This is a genomic window from Gemmatimonadota bacterium, assembly GCA_040388535.1.
Lineage (GTDB): Bacteria > Gemmatimonadota > Gemmatimonadetes > Gemmatimonadales > GWC2-71-9 > Palsa-1233.
Window position 1 is genome coordinate 634,049 of sequence record JAZKBR010000001.1, and the last position, 16,921, is coordinate 650,969.

Sequence of the window (16,921 nt, forward strand, 5' to 3'; positions counted from 1 at the left end):
TCAGGGACTCAGGGAGCAAGCATGAAGACGGTGATCCTGGCCGGCGGGCTCGGCACCAGGCTGTCCGAGGAAACGGCTCTGCGCCCCAAACCGATGGTGGAAATCGGGGGGCGCCCGATTCTCTGGCACGTGATGTCGATCTATGCCAGCCACGGATTCCGTGAATTCGTGATCGCCTGCGGCTACCGGGGCGAGGTGATCAAGCAATATTTCCACGACTATTCCGTCCACGCGGCCGACTGGCGTATCGACCTCCAGAGTGGCGAACGGACCCAACTCAACCAGCAGGCCCCCGACTGGCGCATCCACGCGGTCGACACCGGGCTCAATACCATGACCGGTGGTCGACTCCGACGCCTCCGGCCGATGTTGCAGGACGAGACCTTTATGGTGACCTACGGCGATGGGCTGAGCGATATCGATATCGCCGCGCTTGTCGCCTTTCATCGCTCCCACGGCAAACTCGCCACCGTGACCGCCGTCCATCCCCCGGCCCGCTTCGGGGCCATGGAACTCGCTGACGATCGGGTCCGCCGCTTCTCGGAGAAACCGCAGACCGATGTCGGCTGGATCAACGGCGGCTTCTTCGTCTTCGAACCGGGCGTGCTCGACCTGCTCGAGAGCGATGAGGACTCCCTCGAGCGCCAGCCGCTGGAACGACTCGCAGCGGCAGGTGAACTGATGGCGTTCCGTCACGAAGGCTTCTGGCAGCCGATGGATACCCTGCGCGAAAAGAAGCAGCTCGACGAACTCTGGGATGGCGGCCATGCGCCGTGGGCTCCTCGCGGGTGACGGATGCGCTGAGTGCCTGGTATCGTGGCCGCCGCGTGCTGGTCACGGGACACACCGGCTTCAAGGGGTCGTGGCTGGTGGCCTGGCTGCGGCAGGCCGGTGCGATCGTCACCGGATATGCGCTGGCCCCCGAGAGTGGTGGTCCGGCGCTCTTTCGTGATGCCCGACTTGCCGAGGGAATTACCTCGCACCTCGGCGACATTCGCGACGCGGCTGCTCTCGAAGCGGCCACCTTGTCGGCGGCGCCGGAACTGGTCTTTCATCTGGCAGCGCAATCGCTGGTGCGCCGCTCGTATCGGGAGCCGCTGGAGACTTTCGCGACCAATGTGATGGGAACGGCGCACGTCCTCGAAGCAGTCCGTCAGACGCCTGAAGTCCGCGCCGTCGTGGTCGTCACCAGCGACAAGTGTTACGAGAATGACGGCAGTGGCAAGCCGCTCCACGAAGACGCCCCGATGGGCGGGCACGATCCCTACAGCGCGTCGAAGGGGTGCACCGAACTGGTAACCACCGCGTGGCGTCGCTCCTTCCTGGCCGAGCGAGGGATCGCGGTGGCATCGGCACGCGCGGGCAATGTCTTTGGCGGCGGCGACTGGGCCGAGGATCGGCTGATTCCCGATCTCGCGCGTGCGGCGGGTCGCGACGAGGTGGCGACGATCCGCCATCCCCTCGCCGTTCGACCGTGGCAGTACGTGCTCGAACCGCTGCACGGCTATCTGCTCCTCGGGCGTGCCCTCATCGAGCAGGGTGATGCCGTTGCCGAAGGGTGGAACTTCGGCCCCTCCGCCAGCGATGCGCTCACCGTGCGCGAAATCGCGGCGCGCCTTGCCAGCGTCTGGCCGCGCGTTCGAGTCCGCGAGGCGCCCGATGCCGCGGCGGTACACGAAGCACCCACGCTGACCCTCGATGCCTCGAAGGCGGCACACCGCCTCGGCTGGCATCCGCTCCTCACGCTCGATGCAGCACTCGAGCGCACTGCGGCATGGTACCGTGACGCCCTCGCCGCGCCCGACGACATCCCCGCGCTCGTGGAGCGGCACCTGGGCGCGTTCACTGACGCCATTTCTTCATCCGCCCCCGCTGCTGCGGGCGCCCGGAGCAGCTGATGACCCGTGCCCAGACCGAACCCATGCGCGTCCCCTACGGCCAGAGTGTCTACGGCGAAGAAGAGATCGCGGCCGTTGAGCGCGTGCTTCGGAGCACGACCCAGATGGGCACGAATGTGCGTGCCTTCGAAGCGCGGATCGCCGAGCTCTTTGCCAAGCAGCACGGCGTGATGGTCAACTCGGGTTCGAGTGCGCTGCAGCTCGCAGTGGAACTCCTGGCACTTCCGGCGGGCGCGGAAGTCATCACCCCTGCGCTGACTTTCGCGACCACCGTGGCACCACTGGTGCGAGCCGGGCTGACGCCGGCGTTTGTCGACGTGGAGCCGGACACGTTCAACATCGATGCCGAGCAGATCGAGGCGATGATCACGCCCGCCACCCGGGCGGTGATGGTGCCGTCACTCATCGGCAACCTTCCCGACTGGGATCGCATCGCCGCGATCGCCGTCGCGCACAACCTGATCGTCGTCGAAGACAGCGCCGACACGCTCGGCGCCACCCTGCGCGGCACCAGCACCGGGACGCGGTCGGTCATCAGCACCACGTCGTTCTACGGCTCGCACGTCATCAACTGCGCCGGCAATGGCGGGATGCTCTGCATGAACCGCGACGACTGGGCCGATGAGGCCCGCCTGCTGCGGAGCTGGGGACGATCGTCCTCGCTCTTCGTGGAGTCGGAACGGATCGAGAATCGCTTCGATGTCGATGTCGGCGGGATTCCGTACGACGCGAAGTTCGTCTTCTCGCGCCTCGGCTACAATCTCGAGCCTTCGGAAATGGGCGCGGCCTTCGGGCTGGTGCAACTCGATCGCCTCGCCGGCAACATCACCGCGCGCGATGCCAACTTCGCGGCACAGCACGCCTTTTTCTCGGAGTACGCCGAGTGGTTCATCCTGCCCCGGCAGATGAAGCAGAGCGTGACCGGGTGGCTCGCCTTCCCGATGATCGTGCGCGACAACGCGCCGTTCACGCGACGCGACCTGCAGATCCATTTCGAGAAGCAGAACATCCAGACCCGTACCGTGTTCACGGGGAACATTCTCCGGCAGCCCGGCTTCGCGCAGATCCAGCGGAAGGAAAGCGCGGCCGGCTACCCGAATGCTGATCAGGTGATGCGCGGGGGGATGCTGCTCGCGTGCCACCACGGCCTTGTCGCGGCACAGCTCGAATACATCCATGACGTCTTCCGCGGTTTTGCCGCCGGATATCGCTAGCGTGCGCCTGGCTTTCAACGGACAGCGCTTCGCCGGCCAGCGCCTTGGCGTCGGACGCTATCTCGAGTACCTGCTGCGCCACTGGGCGCGGATGCTGACGCCGGAGGAATCGGTCTCGGTATTCGTGCGCCAGCCGCTTGAGGCCGACCTCGTGGCGCTGCATCCGCGGATTGTGCCGGTACTGCTCGAATCGGCGATGTCGGGACTGCCGTGGGAGAACCTCCGGCTGCGCGGCCCGGCCTCGCGGCACGACGTCCTCTTCTGCCCCGCGTATACGGCACCGGTGGGATATCAAGGGCGGCTGGTGGTCGCCACCCATTCGGTCAATGAAGCGCAGCCTGGCGCGCATGGCTGGCGCTATCGCCAGACTTACTCCCGGCTGCACCGGCATTCGGCGCGCATTGCCGACATGGTGATCGTCCCGGCCGAATCGACGCAGGACGAAGTCGTGCGGCACTACGGAGTCAGTCGCGATCGGATCGCCGTGGTGCCCCAGGGCGCCGATGACGCCTTCCAACCGGTGACCGACCTGGCGGCACTACGCGCCGTGCGCCAGCGCTACTTCGGCGGCGACCGCCCGTATCTGCTCTTCGTTGGCAAGTGCTCCGAGCGGCGCAACATCCCGATGCTGCTCCGCGCCTTTGCCCAGCTCCGGCAGGTAGAGAAAATTCCGCACGGCCTGCTGCTCTTCGGACCGAATCACGAAGGGCTCCCGCTGGCACAGCTCTGTCAGGAACTCGGCATCAGCGATGACGTGGTACAGACCGACGGCAAGGTTGAACGTCACACCGACCTGGTGCCGATCTACGCCGGCGCCGATCTGTTCGTCCACCCGTCGGAGTTCGAGGGGTGGTCAATGACCACCGTCGAGGCGCTCGCCTGCGGCACCGCTGTGGTGGCGAGCGACCGTGGGGGCCTGGGAGAAGTCGCCCGGGGCCACGCCCTGATGGTTGAGGAGCCGTCGGTCGACGCCTTTGCCGATGCCATTGGCCGGGTCCTGCACGACAGCGCCATGCGCGCCGACCTGCAGCGTCGCGCGCGCGAGCGGGGGAAATCACTCCGCTGGGAAGTCACCACCCGAGAGACCCTCGACGTCATTCGCGACGTCGCGGCAGGTTCACGCTCATCCGAGGACTCAGCGGCATGAACACGATGACCAGCTGCCGTGCCTGCACCAGCGGCAATCTTCTGATGTACCTCCCGCTCGGCCATCACCCGGCCGCCAATGCCTTCCTGCGCCCCGATCAGCTCGGCAAGCCCGAAGCGCGCTGGCCGCTCGACACGCACGTCTGCCTCGACTGTGCCCTGATCCAGGTGCCCGACAAGCTGCCGCCCGATTTCTTCGTCGACTACCTCTACATCCCGTCGGCGTCGGCCACCATGCACGCGCACTTCAAGGAGACCGCGCGCCGCTTCAAGGAGAAGCTGATCACCGCCCCCGGACAGCGGGTGGTCGACATCGGCTGCAATGACGGCTTGCTGCTGGGCGCCTGCCGCGATGCCGGGCTCACCACCCTCGGCGTGGATCCGGCGGCGAACATCGCCGAGATGGCACGCGCGAATGGTCTCGAGGTCTTCAACGAGTATTTCACGGCCGAATCTGCCGGGCGCATCCTGGCGCAGTACGGCCCCGCGCAGGTGATCGTGACCACGAACACTTTCAATCACATCGACAACCTCCACGGCTTCGTGCAGGGCGTTGTGACGCTGCTCGCACCCGAGGGCACCTTCGTCATCGAAGTACCCCAGGCGCTCACCTGCATCGAGCAAAACGAATTCGACACCGTTTACCATGAGCATCTCTCGGTCTTCTCGGTCACCTCACTCGCGGCACTCGGCAAGTTCTTCGGGCTCCAGGTGGTTGATGTCGATGAGTTGCCGATTCACGGTGGCTCGATGCGGGTCTATCTCCGTCGGCAGGGCCCGGCGAGCCCCGTGGTGGCACAGTGGCTCGAGCGTGAACGCAATGCGGGACTGTTCGAGCCAGCCACGTATGCCGCGCACGCCGCCCGGGTCGAGTCGATCCGCACCGAGTTGATGACGCTGTTGCTCGACCTCAAACGACAGGGAAAAGTGCTTGCGGGCTACGGCGCGCCGGCCAAGGGGAATACCCTGTTGAACTACTACGGCATCGGCCCCGACCTGCTCGAGTTCCTGGCCGACCGCAATGCGCTCAAGCAGGGGCGCTGCTCACCGGGCATGCATATCCCGGTCGTCTCCCCCGATGAGATCGGGAAGCAGAAGCCGGACTATCTGCTGATCCTGGCGTGGAATTTCGGCGACGAAATCATGGCGCAACAGGAAGCCTTCCGCGCCGGTGGCGGCAAGTTCATCCTGCCGATTCCGACGCCGCGAGTGGTGGGATGACGCTGGCGGCCGGACGATGACCACGAGTAGCGCGGTACTGGTCACCGGGGCGACCGGGTTTCTCGGTTCGCACCTCGTGCATCGGCTCGTGAGCGAGGGGCGCGACGTCCATATCTACGTTCGCGAGGCAAGCGAGGGCGCCCGACTCGCCGATGTGGCAGGGCGGATCACCCGCTGGGTCGGCGACATCAACGACGCAGCGTCAGTGCTGCACGCGCTCACTGAATCTCGCGCCGAGGTCGTGCTCCATTGCGCGGGCGATACCTCGACCCGGAAATTCGACGGCGACTGGGACGCGATCGACCGCGCCATGCACGTCAACCTTTTCGGCACCCTCACCTTGCTCCGCGCGGCCGGCGAGCCCGGCGCGCAGGTGCGCCAGCTGATCCGCCTCGGTGGGCTCGAGGAGTACGGCACCGCGCCGACGCCCTGGTCCGAGGAGATGCGGGAGGAACCGTCATCGCCCTACTCGGCGAGCCAGGTGGCGGCCACCCACGCGTGTCAGGCGTTGCAGCCGCACCTCCCTTTCAGTGTGATGACGTTGCGGCCCGCCCTCGTCTACGGACCAGGTCAGTCGCGCGACTTCCTGATCCCGGCCCTGATCACGACGCTGCTCCGCGGGGGCCGCTTCCCGATGACCGACGGCCAGCAGCATCGCGACCTGATCTTCGTGCACGATCTGGTCGATGCCGTGCTCGCCGCCATGCGACACCCCGAGGTGCGCGGTGCCGTCATCAACATTTCGGCGGCGCAGGAATGGAAGATCGTCGACGTGGCACGTCAGATCGCGCGGCTCGTTGATGCCGAAGCATTGCTCGACATCGGCGCCCTGGCACAACGTCCGGGTGACCTGACCCACCTGGTGGCCCGGAACGATCTCGCGGCCGAACTGCTGGGGTGGTATCCACGGGTCTCACTGGAGGCAGGACTAGCGCAGACGGTGGCCGCCTACCGGCCTGCCCCTGCTGCGGACGCCTCAAGCTGATGTCGGGCCCGTTACGCGAGCGAATCGGCACCACCGTGTTGCCCTTCTCGGCACTGGCCATCGCCGACATGGCAGGCAAGCTGCTCGCGTTCCTCACGATTCCGATGATCACGCGTCGTTTTGGCGATGGTGGCTTCGGCAATATCGGTGTGGCGACACAACTGATGCTCTTCGCCGTGCTGGTCGGGACCTGCGGCCTCGACGTCTATTCGGTGCGGACGGTCGCGCGTGCACCGGGCACCCTCGGGCGGTGGGCCAGCACGGTGATCCTGCTGCGACTCTCGCTTGGCGCCATCGCCTACGCGGTATTGCTGGCGCTTGCGTTTCTGGTCCCGCAGTATCGTGCCGTCGCGCTACTGATCGCGGTGTTCGGCCTCTCGCTCTTCACGCGCTCGCTCTATCTCGACTGGGCGGCTCAGGCGCTGCGGGCAACACGCGTGCTCGCGAGCGCGATGTTCTCGATCCAGCTGATCTACTTCGGGCTGGTGACCCTGGCCATCACGATCGGCGCCAGCATCTGGAGTATCGCACTCGCGCAGGTCACGGCCGAAGCGCTCACGGCGGCCGGCCTCTTCTACTGGTTTCATCACCACGCCGCCGCCTTTGAGCGACCCTTGCCGCTGCGCGAATGGCCGGCCGTACTGAAGGAGTCGTCGCCGTTTGCGGGGTCGCAGGTCCTCCGCGGTGCCTCACTCGGGCTCGATCTGGTATTGCTGAGCCTCTTCGTGATTCCAAGCGCCGAGATCGGCTGGCTCAGCGGGGCGCTCAAGATCTTCCAGCTCTGCAGCGGAACCGCGGCCGTCTATTTCCTGATTCTGCTACCTCGTCTCAGCCGCAGTGCCGCCATCGGCACCGATGCGATGACGCAGGAGCTCGGTCACTCCTTCCGCGTGATCGTTCCCCTCGCGGCCGCGACCGCGGTCGGGGTCGGGTTCTTTGCGCGCCCACTGTTGCAGCTCATCGGCGGGTCGAGCAGCTTCGGCGCGGCCACGCTCAGTTTGCAAGTGCTGCTGGCCGCAGTGGTCGTCGGACTCGTCAACGGCCACTACCGCAACGCGCTCTTCGCCCTGGGTCGGCAGCACGATGATTTCCGGAACGTCACGGTGAGTTCCATCGTCCACCTGGCTCTCAAAGCCGCATTGATTCCCGCCGTCGGCATTCTCGGCATCGCTCTTGGCACGCTCGGCGGCGAGGCGGTATTGACGGCACTTGGCGCGAGGACATTGCGTCGCGCGGTTCGCCTGGCCCCGGCGTTTGCGACCCCGCTCGACACGCCCGCCCCTCCCATCATCGCAGGAGTCGACCATGATCCGTTCTGACGGCGCACCGCCACTGACCGCCGCTTCCGGAACCGACGAGTGCGCTACACCACGCGAGTTTGCCGCGATGTTCTCGGTCGCGGTCGGTTTGCGGGTGCTGGTGTTCGTGATCATGACGGTCTGGGGAGGGTTCGCGGTCCGCGACTACGCCGAGTGGGCCGACGGCAAGAGCTACCTCTGGATGGCACAGGCAATCGGCGGTGCGCCGCCCGCGTACCTGCGCGACTACGACTATCGCGTCTTTCCCGGCTTCCCTGCGCTGCTCTCGCTGGCCTTTCTGCTCAAGCTTCCGCTGGCGTGGGTCGCGTTGACGATCAACTGGCTTACGGCAGGATTGTCGGCGGTCTTTGCGGCAAAGATCTGCAGCGATCGGCGCATCGGCTGGGCAGTTGCCACCTTCACGCCGCAGTGGCTGCTCGACAGCAGCATGGCGATGACGGAGTCGATGATGGTCTGCCTCATGCTCAGCGGCGTGCTGCTGGCGCAGCGCAAGCGGGGCGTCCTCGGTGGCATCCTCTCCGGCCTGGGCGGCCTGGTCCGCCCGATGGTCTGCTTCGCTGTGATCGGACAGATGGTGCAGGACGCCTGGCAACGTCGCTGGCGGCAGGCGTTCCTCCACGGGCTTGCGGCGGCGGTTACCGTCGGTGCCGGCTACCTGATTCTGCAGCTCACGACCGGCGACGCGTTGCGCGGCCCGCGAGTCTACGCCACGCACGAATGGGCCTACGGTGGTCACATGTTTTCCCTGCCGGGCTACTCGATCTATGCCACGACGCGGTATGAGCACGTCCCGCCGTGGACCCTGGCATACATCCTGGTGCATGTGCCGATCGTGCTTGCCGCCTGCCTGATGCTGCTGGTGCGCTGGTGGCGCGAGCGCGAGAATGTCGATCCCCTGCTGTCGCTGATGGCGCCGTGGCTCTGGACGAACACGCTCTTCGTGCTCTGTGTCGGGGCGCAGTGGGGATTGCTGCAGTTTCCGCGACTGATCCTGGTCGCGCTGCTGCCCCTCCTGTGGACTTTCCGGGCCTGGCTGCCGCGACGCGCTGCGGGCTATGCGATCTTCGCGGTGATCTCGGTGTTCATCTCCGTGACGATGTTCACGCTGATCTGATGTCATCGAGCCGATAGACCAATGAGCGTGCCTGCCAGGCCCCGTCGACATCTCGACCTGATCGGGATCAACCTTGCCCTGCTGCTGATTGCCTGTGCAATCGCGACGCGCGCCCGGGCACTTCGCTTCAATGCGCTGCGGCTCCACCCGCACTGGGTGGCGACGAAGCCGAACCTGGCGCGTGCTGTCATGGGAGCAACCTATTTCCTTGAGGAGCCGCAAACCCTCGATCGAGGGCGGCTCCATCTGGGCGCCTGGTTCGGCTTTCAGGAGGTGCGCTATGACGCTCCCCTGCCATTGCGCCGACTCGAGGCGACGGTTGGCGTCGAAGCCGACGGCTATCTCATTGTGCTCCACGACATCACACCCGATGGTTTCTCCGGTGTGCGACTCAGCGCCCGGCGGGATCTGCCCAGCATTCGCTTCCGGGCCGGGCCCGGCGGCGAGTTCCTCAGCTCCGCGCCCGTTCCCCTGGCCCTCGCCCCGGGGAGCGCACATCATGTGACACTGGAGTTCGCCGACAGCGCACTGTCGATTGCAGTCGACGGACGGCTCGTCGCATCCGAACCTCATCACTCGTCGTTGCAGCAGATCGGTTTCCGCAGCGGCCAACGCGATGCCTGGGTCGATGACGTGGCATTCACCACTACCGACAATCGTGTCGTTCGAGAGGATTTCACGAATCGGCAACGAGTGAACCGGAACACCATGGTGCTGTTCGCCCTGGCGACGATCGGCCTCGGCGTCCTGACGGCGCTCGTACTCACGCTGCACCGCACTCCGGCGCGGACGGTCGGGTTGTGGCTGGTGCTCCTGAATCTCACACTGATGGTATTGGCAGCGGCCGCCTATGGCTATCAGTACTTCGTCCCCAAGCGGTACCCGTTCGAAACGGGGTCGCTCAAGCAGGATGAAAGCAGCCAGATTTCCGAAGCGCAGCACCGGACGATCCGGGAGCTGCTGCAGCGCTACCCCGCCGGCTCGCATGGTGGCGAACAGCGGCTTCTCCTGCTCGGATCGTCGCAGACCTGGGGCGCCGGCGCTTCCCGCCTTGAAGATGTCTGGGGCACCCGACTCGAAGCGTTGCTCGCTCGCCAGCTCCCCGCAGCCCACATCGTCTGCATCAACGCGGGCGTCTCGGGGTTGACGTCGCGCCAGGTGTATGGCCTGCTCGACGAACTCCTGCCACTGGCGCCGCAGGCCGCGATCATCACGCTGTCGAGCAACGACGTGGACACCGCGTCATTCCGGGCGCATCTCGATTCGATCCTCACTCGGCTCAAGCGCGCCGGCGTTGCCCCGGTGGTAGTGCTCGAGCCGAACTCCCCCGAACAAATGGCAAGCGACAGCCGACTCGGGGATATCCATATCAAGCATTCAATCCTGCGCGACGTCGCACGACAGGCGAATGTGCCAGTCGTCGACATGCAGGAATTCCTCGCTGCGAGCCAGCAACGCGGCCTGCTCTGGTGGGACTTCGTTCACCTGACCTCGTTTGGTCAGACGCTCGTTGCGCAGCACCTTGCGGAGCTGGTGCCAAACCTCCTCCCCGCCCTCGCCTCCGGGAATCCCTAGATATGCCCCAGCCCACGCAGCGACCTGCGAGTCGCGGGAAGCGCATCGTCTTCACCCTGGTGATGGTATGCCTCCCCTTCGTGCTCCTCGCGCTCATCGAAGGGACGGCCAGTTTCGCACTCTTCGCGCGCGCCGTGCGGCGTGATCGGGTGGCCGAGGAGGTACACACCGAACGGGACACCCTGCTCGGCTGGATCAATCTGCCCGATGTATCGCGCCCGGACATGTACGCCAAGGGAATCGGCCTGCACACGAACCACCAGCGCTTCAGGCATCGTGGCGAAGTGACGGCGACGCCCGCCCCAGGCACTCGGCGAGTGATCTGCTCAGGGGACTCGTTCACGCTCGGATTCGGCGTGGGTGATGCGGAGAACTGGTGCGCCCTGCTCGCCAGCGATCATCCCGGCATTGAATCGATCAACATGGGACAAGGCGGCTACGGGCTCGACCAGGCGTACCTCTGGTATTTGCGCGACGGCCTCGGGCTGCATCCTGATGTCCAGATCTTCGCGTTCATCCTCGCGGACTTCGGTCGGATGCGTTATACCCGGCTCAACGGATATCCGAAGCCCCAACTCGCGCGCTCGGGTGATACCGTTCGCGCCATTGGCGTGCCGGTGCCTTCACCTGGTCTCGGCCCGCTATTCCAACGAATGCAGAATGCTTCGCGAGGCTTGCGCACCTTCGCGCTGTTCAACGCCTTGATGGGTGATGACCCGCGCTGGAGCGACCCCGCCATCACCGACAGCGCGACCTGGGAGGTCGCCCGCGCGGCGCTCCGCGATCTGGCGCGGCGCGACAGCATCGCCGGTGTGAAGCTGGAGGTGGTCTTCCTCCCAATGGCCGATGACTACAAGGGAGAGAACGCGGTCAGGTGGCGCCGCTGGGCGAAGGCCTCGGCAGATCGTGGCGAGTTCGCCTACGTTGACCTGATTGACTCATTCCGACGAATGGCGCCCGACTCCGTTGATGCGATGTTCCTGACCGAAGATGCGATCGCCTTCCACGGCGCCGCGGGCCATTACACCGTTCGCGGCAATCGGTGGGTTGCCGACCAGCTCAACCAGCTTTCCGTTATTTCCGGCCCCGGCGATGCCGGACCTTAGCACATCGAACGCTCGTCTCCCTCAGTACTGGAGCCACACATGCGCGTCGTAGTCATCGGACTGGGCAACGCTGGTACCACGCTGCACCTGCCGGCGCTCGCCGGTCTCGCGGGGGTTGCAACCGTGGGCGCCATGGACCTCGACGCCGACCGGCGCGCGAAGGCGGCCGCCACCTTCGGCGTTCCTGTCTTCGATGATTTCGACGTGATGATGACGACCACCAAACCCGACGTCGTGATGATCGGCACGCCGCCGGACTCACACGCTGACTACTGTCTGCGATCCTTTGCCGCTGGCGCTCATGTCCTCTGCGAAAAGCCGTTCGTGGCCTCCCTTGCCGAAGCCGACACGGTGATCGCCGCCGCGCGAGCCGCTGGTCGCCGGCTCGCGCTGAACCACGAATTCCGGGAGATGCCGATCTTCCGCGCCGTGCGCGATGCCGTCGGGAGCGGAGAGAATGGCGGGCTCGTCTTCGCGCAGGTCTGGCAGCTGATGGACTTGCCGCCGTGGGCCGAACCGGGATGGCGCGGGCAGATGCTGCAGCGCACCTTGTATGAAGCGGGGGTGCACCTGGTCGATTTCCTGATGGCGTTGTTCGGGGAGCGCCCGATTTCGGTGGATGCGCGGACCTCGACCTGCGGCGTGCGGGAGGGTGAGACCGATGCGGTGGCGCTGGTCACGCTCGAGTTTTCTCGCGGTCGGTTGGCACAGATCACCCAGAACCGTTTGTGCAAGGGGGAGACGCAGTATTTCGAAGTGCGGGCGGATACCGACCGCGCCTCGATTCGCGCCTCCTTCGGTGGCCGAGCGCGAGTGATGGCCGGCCTGTTTCGCAGCACGCGTCCCAAGCTGCGCATCGAGTACGGGGTGTCTGGCATGGCGTGGCGTGAACGCGCCGGCGAGCGCGAATTTCTCGCCCGCAACCCAAAGGAGCCGGGCATGATCGCAACTCGCAATGTGATCGAGCGAACGCTGCAGGCCTTCCGCGATGGAACCGAGCCGCCCGCGTCGGGCGAGGCCGGCCGGGATGTGCTTGCCGTGATCGCTGCCGCATACCACTCGGCCGTCACTGGCACGCGTTGTCATCTCGATGAGCCCACTCTCAGCCTGCTGCACGACGTGCGACTCGGATGAGTGCTCCCCGGGTGGTGATTGCGGGGGCCGGCCTGATGGGCCGCTGGCATGCCTACGCCGCCCACCACGCCGGGGCAATCGTGGTGGCTGTTGCCGATCCGCAACTCGGCCGTGCGCAGGCGATTGCCGGAAGCGACGCACTGGCCACGCGCACCCTCGCCGACGCGCTCGAGACAACACCGGATATCGTCCACGTCTGCGCGCCGCTCGACACTCACATGGAACTCTGCCATCAGGCGCTCGCGGCCGGCTGCCACGTCATTGTCGAGAAGCCCGTCTCTCCGACGGCGCATGAAGCGGCCGAACTGGTACAGGCCGCCAGTGCTGCGGCACGGACACTCACACCCGTGCATCAGTTCATCTGTCAGGAGGGAGTTCGCCAGATCATGGCACGCCGAGGTGCGCTCGGCCCGATCCGGCATCTGGAATTTGCAACCTGCTCCGCAGGCGCCGACGGCCGGGATGACCGTGGTCGCGATCTGGTTGCCGCGGAGATTGCTCCCCACGCCTTCTCCCTGGCCCGGGCGCTGCTCGACATCGACGTCGGCGACCTGACGTGGCGACTTGATCGCGCCGGCGCCGGGGAGTGGACTTTCTCGGCAGTCACGGCCGCGGGAACGACGATCATGAGTGTGATCTCGCTCCGTGCCAGACCCACCTTCGCGACCTGTCGAGTACTGGGTGAGGGCGGCAGCGCTCTGGCCGACCTCTTCCAGGGATTTGCCACCTTCGAGCCAGCGACGGCGAGCTGCGCCTACAAGGTGATTCGGCCGGTTGCGGTGGGACTGGAGGTCGCGGGCACTTCGCTGGCCCAACTGACCAGGCGCGCGCTACGCGGGGAACGGGCGTATCCCGGGCTTCGGGCGCTCTGCGCTGATACCTACCGCGCGATCGCTGGGGGAGGCCCGGCCCCCTTCCGTGCCACCGAGGTGGCAGACGTCGCCGAGGCCCGGGATCAACTCCTCCGGCAGGTCATTCACTCCTCCTGACGTTCCACAATTTCCCTCTCGGCCAGGCGGGACCCGGTACCCCGGGTCCGGCCTGAGACTTGCTTCAGGAGCGTTAGAGCAGGATTGACGCGCCTTTACAGGACCGGGGACTTGCCGAACCGCCACAAGCACGTGCTGGGCATCTCCGCCTTCTACCACGACAGCGCTGCCTGCATCCTCCGCGATGGCGAGATCCTCGCGGCAGGGTCGGAGGAGCGGTTCACGCGCAAGAAAGGCGATGCCGACTTTCCGCACCGGGCCGTCGAGTACTGCCTCAAGACCGCGGGGATTTCGGCGTCGGAACTCGATTACGTCGGCTTCTACGACAAGCCCCTCCTCAAGTTCGAGCGGATTCTCGAGACGTATCTGGGCGTCGCCCCGCGTGGCTACCCCTCGTTCCTGAAAGCCGGGCCGCTCTGGATCAAGGAAAAGCTCTTCATGGAACGCGAGCTTCACGAGGAGCTCGGCTACGCCGGCAAGATCCACTTCGCCGAACATCACGAATCCCATGCGGCCTCCGCCTTCTTCCCTTCGCCGTTCGAGGAAGCTGCGATCCTGACGATCGACGGCGTCGGCGAATGGGCGACGGCGTCGATCGGAGTCGGGCGCGGCAACGACATCGAACTCCTGCGGGAATTGCGCTGGCCCGATTCGCTTGGGCTCCTCTACTCAGCCTTCACCTACTACACCGGCTTCAAGGTGAACTCGGGCGAATACAAGGTGATGGGGCTCGCCCCATACGGTGAGCCGAAGTATGTCGACCTGATCCTCTCCCACCTGATGAAGCTCGAAGAGGACGGTTCCTTCACGCTCGACCAGCGCTACTTCAATTATCTCGCCGGCCTCACGATGACGAGCCCGGCGTTCCACGATCTCTTCGGCGGCCCGCCGCGCCAGCCGGAATCCGCGCTGACCCAGAAGGAGATGGACCTCGCGCGATCGGTCCAGGATGTCACCGAAGAAGTGATGCTGCGGATGGCACGGACAGCGCACCGCGAAACCGGCCTCGACAACCTCTGCATGGCGGGTGGTGTCGCCCTCAACTGCGTCGGCAACGGGCGACTGCTCCGCGATGGCCCGTTCAAGCAGCTGTGGATTCAGCCGGCCGCAGGTGATGCCGGCGGGGCACTGGGTGTGGCGCAGCTGCTGTGGCACCGGACGGCCAATCAGCCGCGTCGCGTCACTCCCGGAAAGGACAGCATGAAGGGCGCCTATCTCGGGCCGCGATTCTCCGACGAGGCGATCGAGAAATATCTCGTCGCGGGCGGGGCATCGTTCGTCAAGCTTGATCGCGACGCCCTGCTGCAGACGACCGCAGCGCATCTGGCAGACGGAAAGATTGTTGGCTGGTTCAACGGCGCGATGGAATTCGGCCCGCGCTCACTCGGCTCGCGCAGTATTCTCGGCGATCCGCGCAGCCCGAAGATGCAGGCCGAAATGAACGTCAAGATCAAGTTTCGCGAGGGGTTCCGCCCCTTTGCGCCCAGCGTCCTGCGCGACCGGGTCCACGAGTGGTTCGAGCTCGACTGCGACTCCCCCTATATGCTGCTGGTCGCGCCGGTGAAGAAGGAACGGCAGGTTCCGATGTCGGCCGAGCAGCGTCGGCTCTGGGGAATCGATCGGCTCAATGTGCCGCGTTCCGACATCCCGGCCGTGACGCACGTCGACTACTCGGCGCGAGTCCAGACGGTCGCCCGCGATGTGAACCCCGACTATTACGATCTGATTGCCGAGTTTGATCGCCTGACCGGCTGCCCCGTGCTGGTGAACACGTCGTTCAATGTCCGCGGCGAACCGATCGTCTGTACGCCACAGGATGCCTATCAGTGTTTCATGCGGACCCACATCGACTATCTGGTGCTGGGCTCGTACCTGCTCGACAAGTCGAGCCAACCCGAGTGGCAAGAGAACGCCGACTGGAGGCAAGAATTCCAACTCGATTGAGTGCGAGCGAAGGTCGCAAATTCGGCCTGACCGTCGGACTCGCGTTCCTGGCCCTCGCGACCGTGGCGTGGTGGCGCGGCCGGCACACCACCGTGCTGGTGCTCGGCGGGCTGGGCGGCGTCCTCTGCCTCGCCGGCGTGCTGGTTCCGAGAAGCCTCGGTCCGATCGAGCGCGCCTGGATGGGGCTGGCACACGCCCTCTCCAGGGTCACGACGCCGATCGCGATGGCCGTGGTGTATTACGTGGTCCTCACCCCGATCGGCCTGTTACGCCGGCTGGTCGGTCGCAATCCGATGGTTCCGCCGCGTGTGGAGGCATCGTACTGGTCGCGACGCCCGATCACCAAGAGCGATCTGTCCCGACAATTCTGAGGAGGAAGCATGACTGAGAGCGGAATACTCGGCGAACTGTGGGCCTTCATGAAAGCGCGCCAGAAGTGGTGGCTCCTGCCGATCCTGGTCGTGCTGCTGCTGGTCGGCGCTCTCCTGGTCTTCGCCCAGGGATCGGCGCTGGCGCCATTCATCTACACGATCTTCTAGGCGCTGTCTCTCCCGGTCACTGCGCCGACTCGTCGCATCGAGTCGGCGCGGTGGCGCCGCACGCCCGCCAATTGCACTGCCAGCACAACCAGCGAGAGCACGGTGAATAGCGCCACCAACACCGCCCGCTGCTTTTCGAGCACCTGATACAACCCGCCGTGCAGGATCGTCAACGCCAGAATCAGGTAGGCCCACCGCTGGAGCCAGCGCCAGCGTGCTGTGCCGAGCGACCGCAGCGAGAGGTCATTCGAGATCGCGGCGAGCAGGAGCAGGAGCAGTGCGGCGACGAGCCCGGTATGATTCGCCAGCCCGAACGGATCAGCGCGCAGTCCCAGCAGGCTGCGACCGTCGGGCTGGGCCAGGAAATACATCCGCAGCCGCCCACCAAAGTGCACTGTCAGGCCGATCACGGTGTGCACCAGTCCCAGCACCGCCGACCAGATACCGAAGTCACGCCGAAGATTGAAACTGACCGGGTTCGGCCGGCTGCGGATCACGTTCAACGGACCCAGTGCGAGGGTCACCACGAGCAGCGCCAGCGCCAGATAGGCCGAGCCCAGTGAGAACCGCTCATTGATCCGACCCGGCAGCACCAGGGCAGCAGCAATAATGATGGCGGCTGAGCCGCCTGCGAGGCACAAGTGTCGGGTCAGCCGGCGGCGGCTCTCGGCCGACCACTCGGGCCGTCGTCTCCCTGGAGTCATCCGGCAAAACTAGCGCGGCCAGGCCGGATCCGG

Annotated in this window: 16 protein-coding genes; 15 read left to right on the forward strand and 1 reads right to left on the reverse strand. The window is 65.7% G+C overall.

Translation table 11 applies throughout. The features are described from left to right. Positions 1-21: 21 nt before the first annotated feature. From rfbF to V4558_02955, 15 genes are all read left to right on the forward strand, one after another. Positions 22-792 carry a glucose-1-phosphate cytidylyltransferase gene (gene rfbF / locus V4558_02885; GenBank protein MES2304418.1) on the forward strand — a complete coding sequence of 257 codons (771 nt, stop codon included), beginning with the start codon at positions 22-24 and terminating at the stop codon, positions 790-792. Continuing rightward, positions 789-1,898 (forward strand): CDP-glucose 4,6-dehydratase, encoded by a 1,110-nt coding sequence (rfbG, locus tag V4558_02890; protein MES2304419.1) that lies wholly within the window; start codon positions 789-791, stop codon positions 1,896-1,898. The genes rfbF and rfbG overlap by 4 nt, the downstream gene beginning before the upstream one ends. A gap of 23 nt (positions 1,899-1,921) precedes the next feature. Continuing rightward, a complete protein-coding gene (locus tag V4558_02895; GenBank protein ID MES2304420.1) occupies positions 1,922-3,112 on the forward strand; it encodes an aminotransferase class I/II-fold pyridoxal phosphate-dependent enzyme in 1,191 nt (396 codons plus the stop codon). A 1-nt stretch (position 3,113) separates the two neighbouring features. After that, complete coding sequence (locus V4558_02900; GenBank protein ID MES2304421.1) at positions 3,114-4,259, forward strand: glycosyltransferase family 1 protein; 1,146 nt, start codon at positions 3,114-3,116, stop codon at positions 4,257-4,259. Beyond that, on the forward strand, positions 4,256-5,479 hold the full coding sequence (locus V4558_02905) for a class I SAM-dependent methyltransferase (GenBank protein MES2304422.1): 1,224 nt from the start codon (positions 4,256-4,258) through the stop codon (positions 5,477-5,479). Before V4558_02900 ends, V4558_02905 begins: the two co-directional genes overlap by 4 nt. A 16-nt stretch (positions 5,480-5,495) precedes the next feature. After that, positions 5,496-6,464 carry an SDR family NAD(P)-dependent oxidoreductase gene (locus tag V4558_02910; GenBank protein ID MES2304423.1) on the forward strand — a complete coding sequence of 323 codons (969 nt, stop codon included), beginning with the start codon at positions 5,496-5,498 and terminating at the stop codon, positions 6,462-6,464. Further along, a complete protein-coding gene (locus tag V4558_02915) occupies positions 6,464-7,783 on the forward strand; it encodes an oligosaccharide flippase family protein (GenBank protein ID MES2304424.1) in 1,320 nt (439 codons plus the stop codon). Before V4558_02910 ends, V4558_02915 begins: the two co-directional genes overlap by 1 nt. Further along, complete coding sequence (locus tag V4558_02920) at positions 7,770-8,897, forward strand: hypothetical protein (protein MES2304425.1); 1,128 nt, start codon at positions 7,770-7,772, stop codon at positions 8,895-8,897. Before V4558_02915 ends, V4558_02920 begins: the two co-directional genes overlap by 14 nt. Before the next feature lie 21 nt (positions 8,898-8,918). Further along, positions 8,919-10,472: a GDSL-type esterase/lipase family protein gene (locus tag V4558_02925; GenBank protein MES2304426.1), complete on the forward strand. Its 1,554-nt coding sequence runs from the start codon at positions 8,919-8,921 to the stop codon at positions 10,470-10,472. Between the two features lie 2 nt (positions 10,473-10,474). After that, positions 10,475-11,578: a hypothetical protein gene (locus tag V4558_02930; protein ID MES2304427.1), complete on the forward strand. Its 1,104-nt coding sequence runs from the start codon at positions 10,475-10,477 to the stop codon at positions 11,576-11,578. A 39-nt stretch (positions 11,579-11,617) separates the two neighbouring features. Further along, positions 11,618-12,712 carry a Gfo/Idh/MocA family oxidoreductase gene (locus V4558_02935; protein ID MES2304428.1) on the forward strand — a complete coding sequence of 365 codons (1,095 nt, stop codon included), beginning with the start codon at positions 11,618-11,620 and terminating at the stop codon, positions 12,710-12,712. Next, on the forward strand, positions 12,709-13,701 hold the full coding sequence (locus tag V4558_02940) for a Gfo/Idh/MocA family oxidoreductase (protein ID MES2304429.1): 993 nt from the start codon (positions 12,709-12,711) through the stop codon (positions 13,699-13,701). Before V4558_02935 ends, V4558_02940 begins: the two co-directional genes overlap by 4 nt. A gap of 111 nt (positions 13,702-13,812) precedes the next feature. Next, the gene (locus V4558_02945) at positions 13,813-15,645 is read left to right on the forward strand and encodes a carbamoyltransferase (protein ID MES2304430.1); all 1,833 of its coding nucleotides are present in this window, start codon (positions 13,813-13,815) and stop codon (positions 15,643-15,645) included. After that, positions 15,642-16,016: an SxtJ family membrane protein gene (locus V4558_02950; protein ID MES2304431.1), complete on the forward strand. Its 375-nt coding sequence runs from the start codon at positions 15,642-15,644 to the stop codon at positions 16,014-16,016. Before V4558_02945 ends, V4558_02950 begins: the two co-directional genes overlap by 4 nt. A 9-nt stretch (positions 16,017-16,025) precedes the next feature. Then, positions 16,026-16,184: a DUF5989 family protein gene (locus V4558_02955; GenBank protein MES2304432.1), complete on the forward strand. Its 159-nt coding sequence runs from the start codon at positions 16,026-16,028 to the stop codon at positions 16,182-16,184. Here the strand turns inward: V4558_02955 and V4558_02960 are convergent. Next, on the reverse strand, positions 16,181-16,888 hold the full coding sequence (locus tag V4558_02960; GenBank protein ID MES2304433.1) for a ferric reductase-like transmembrane domain-containing protein: 708 nt from the start codon (positions 16,886-16,888) through the stop codon (positions 16,181-16,183). The genes V4558_02955 and V4558_02960 overlap by 4 nt on opposite strands. Positions 16,889-16,921: the final 33 nt, after the last annotated feature.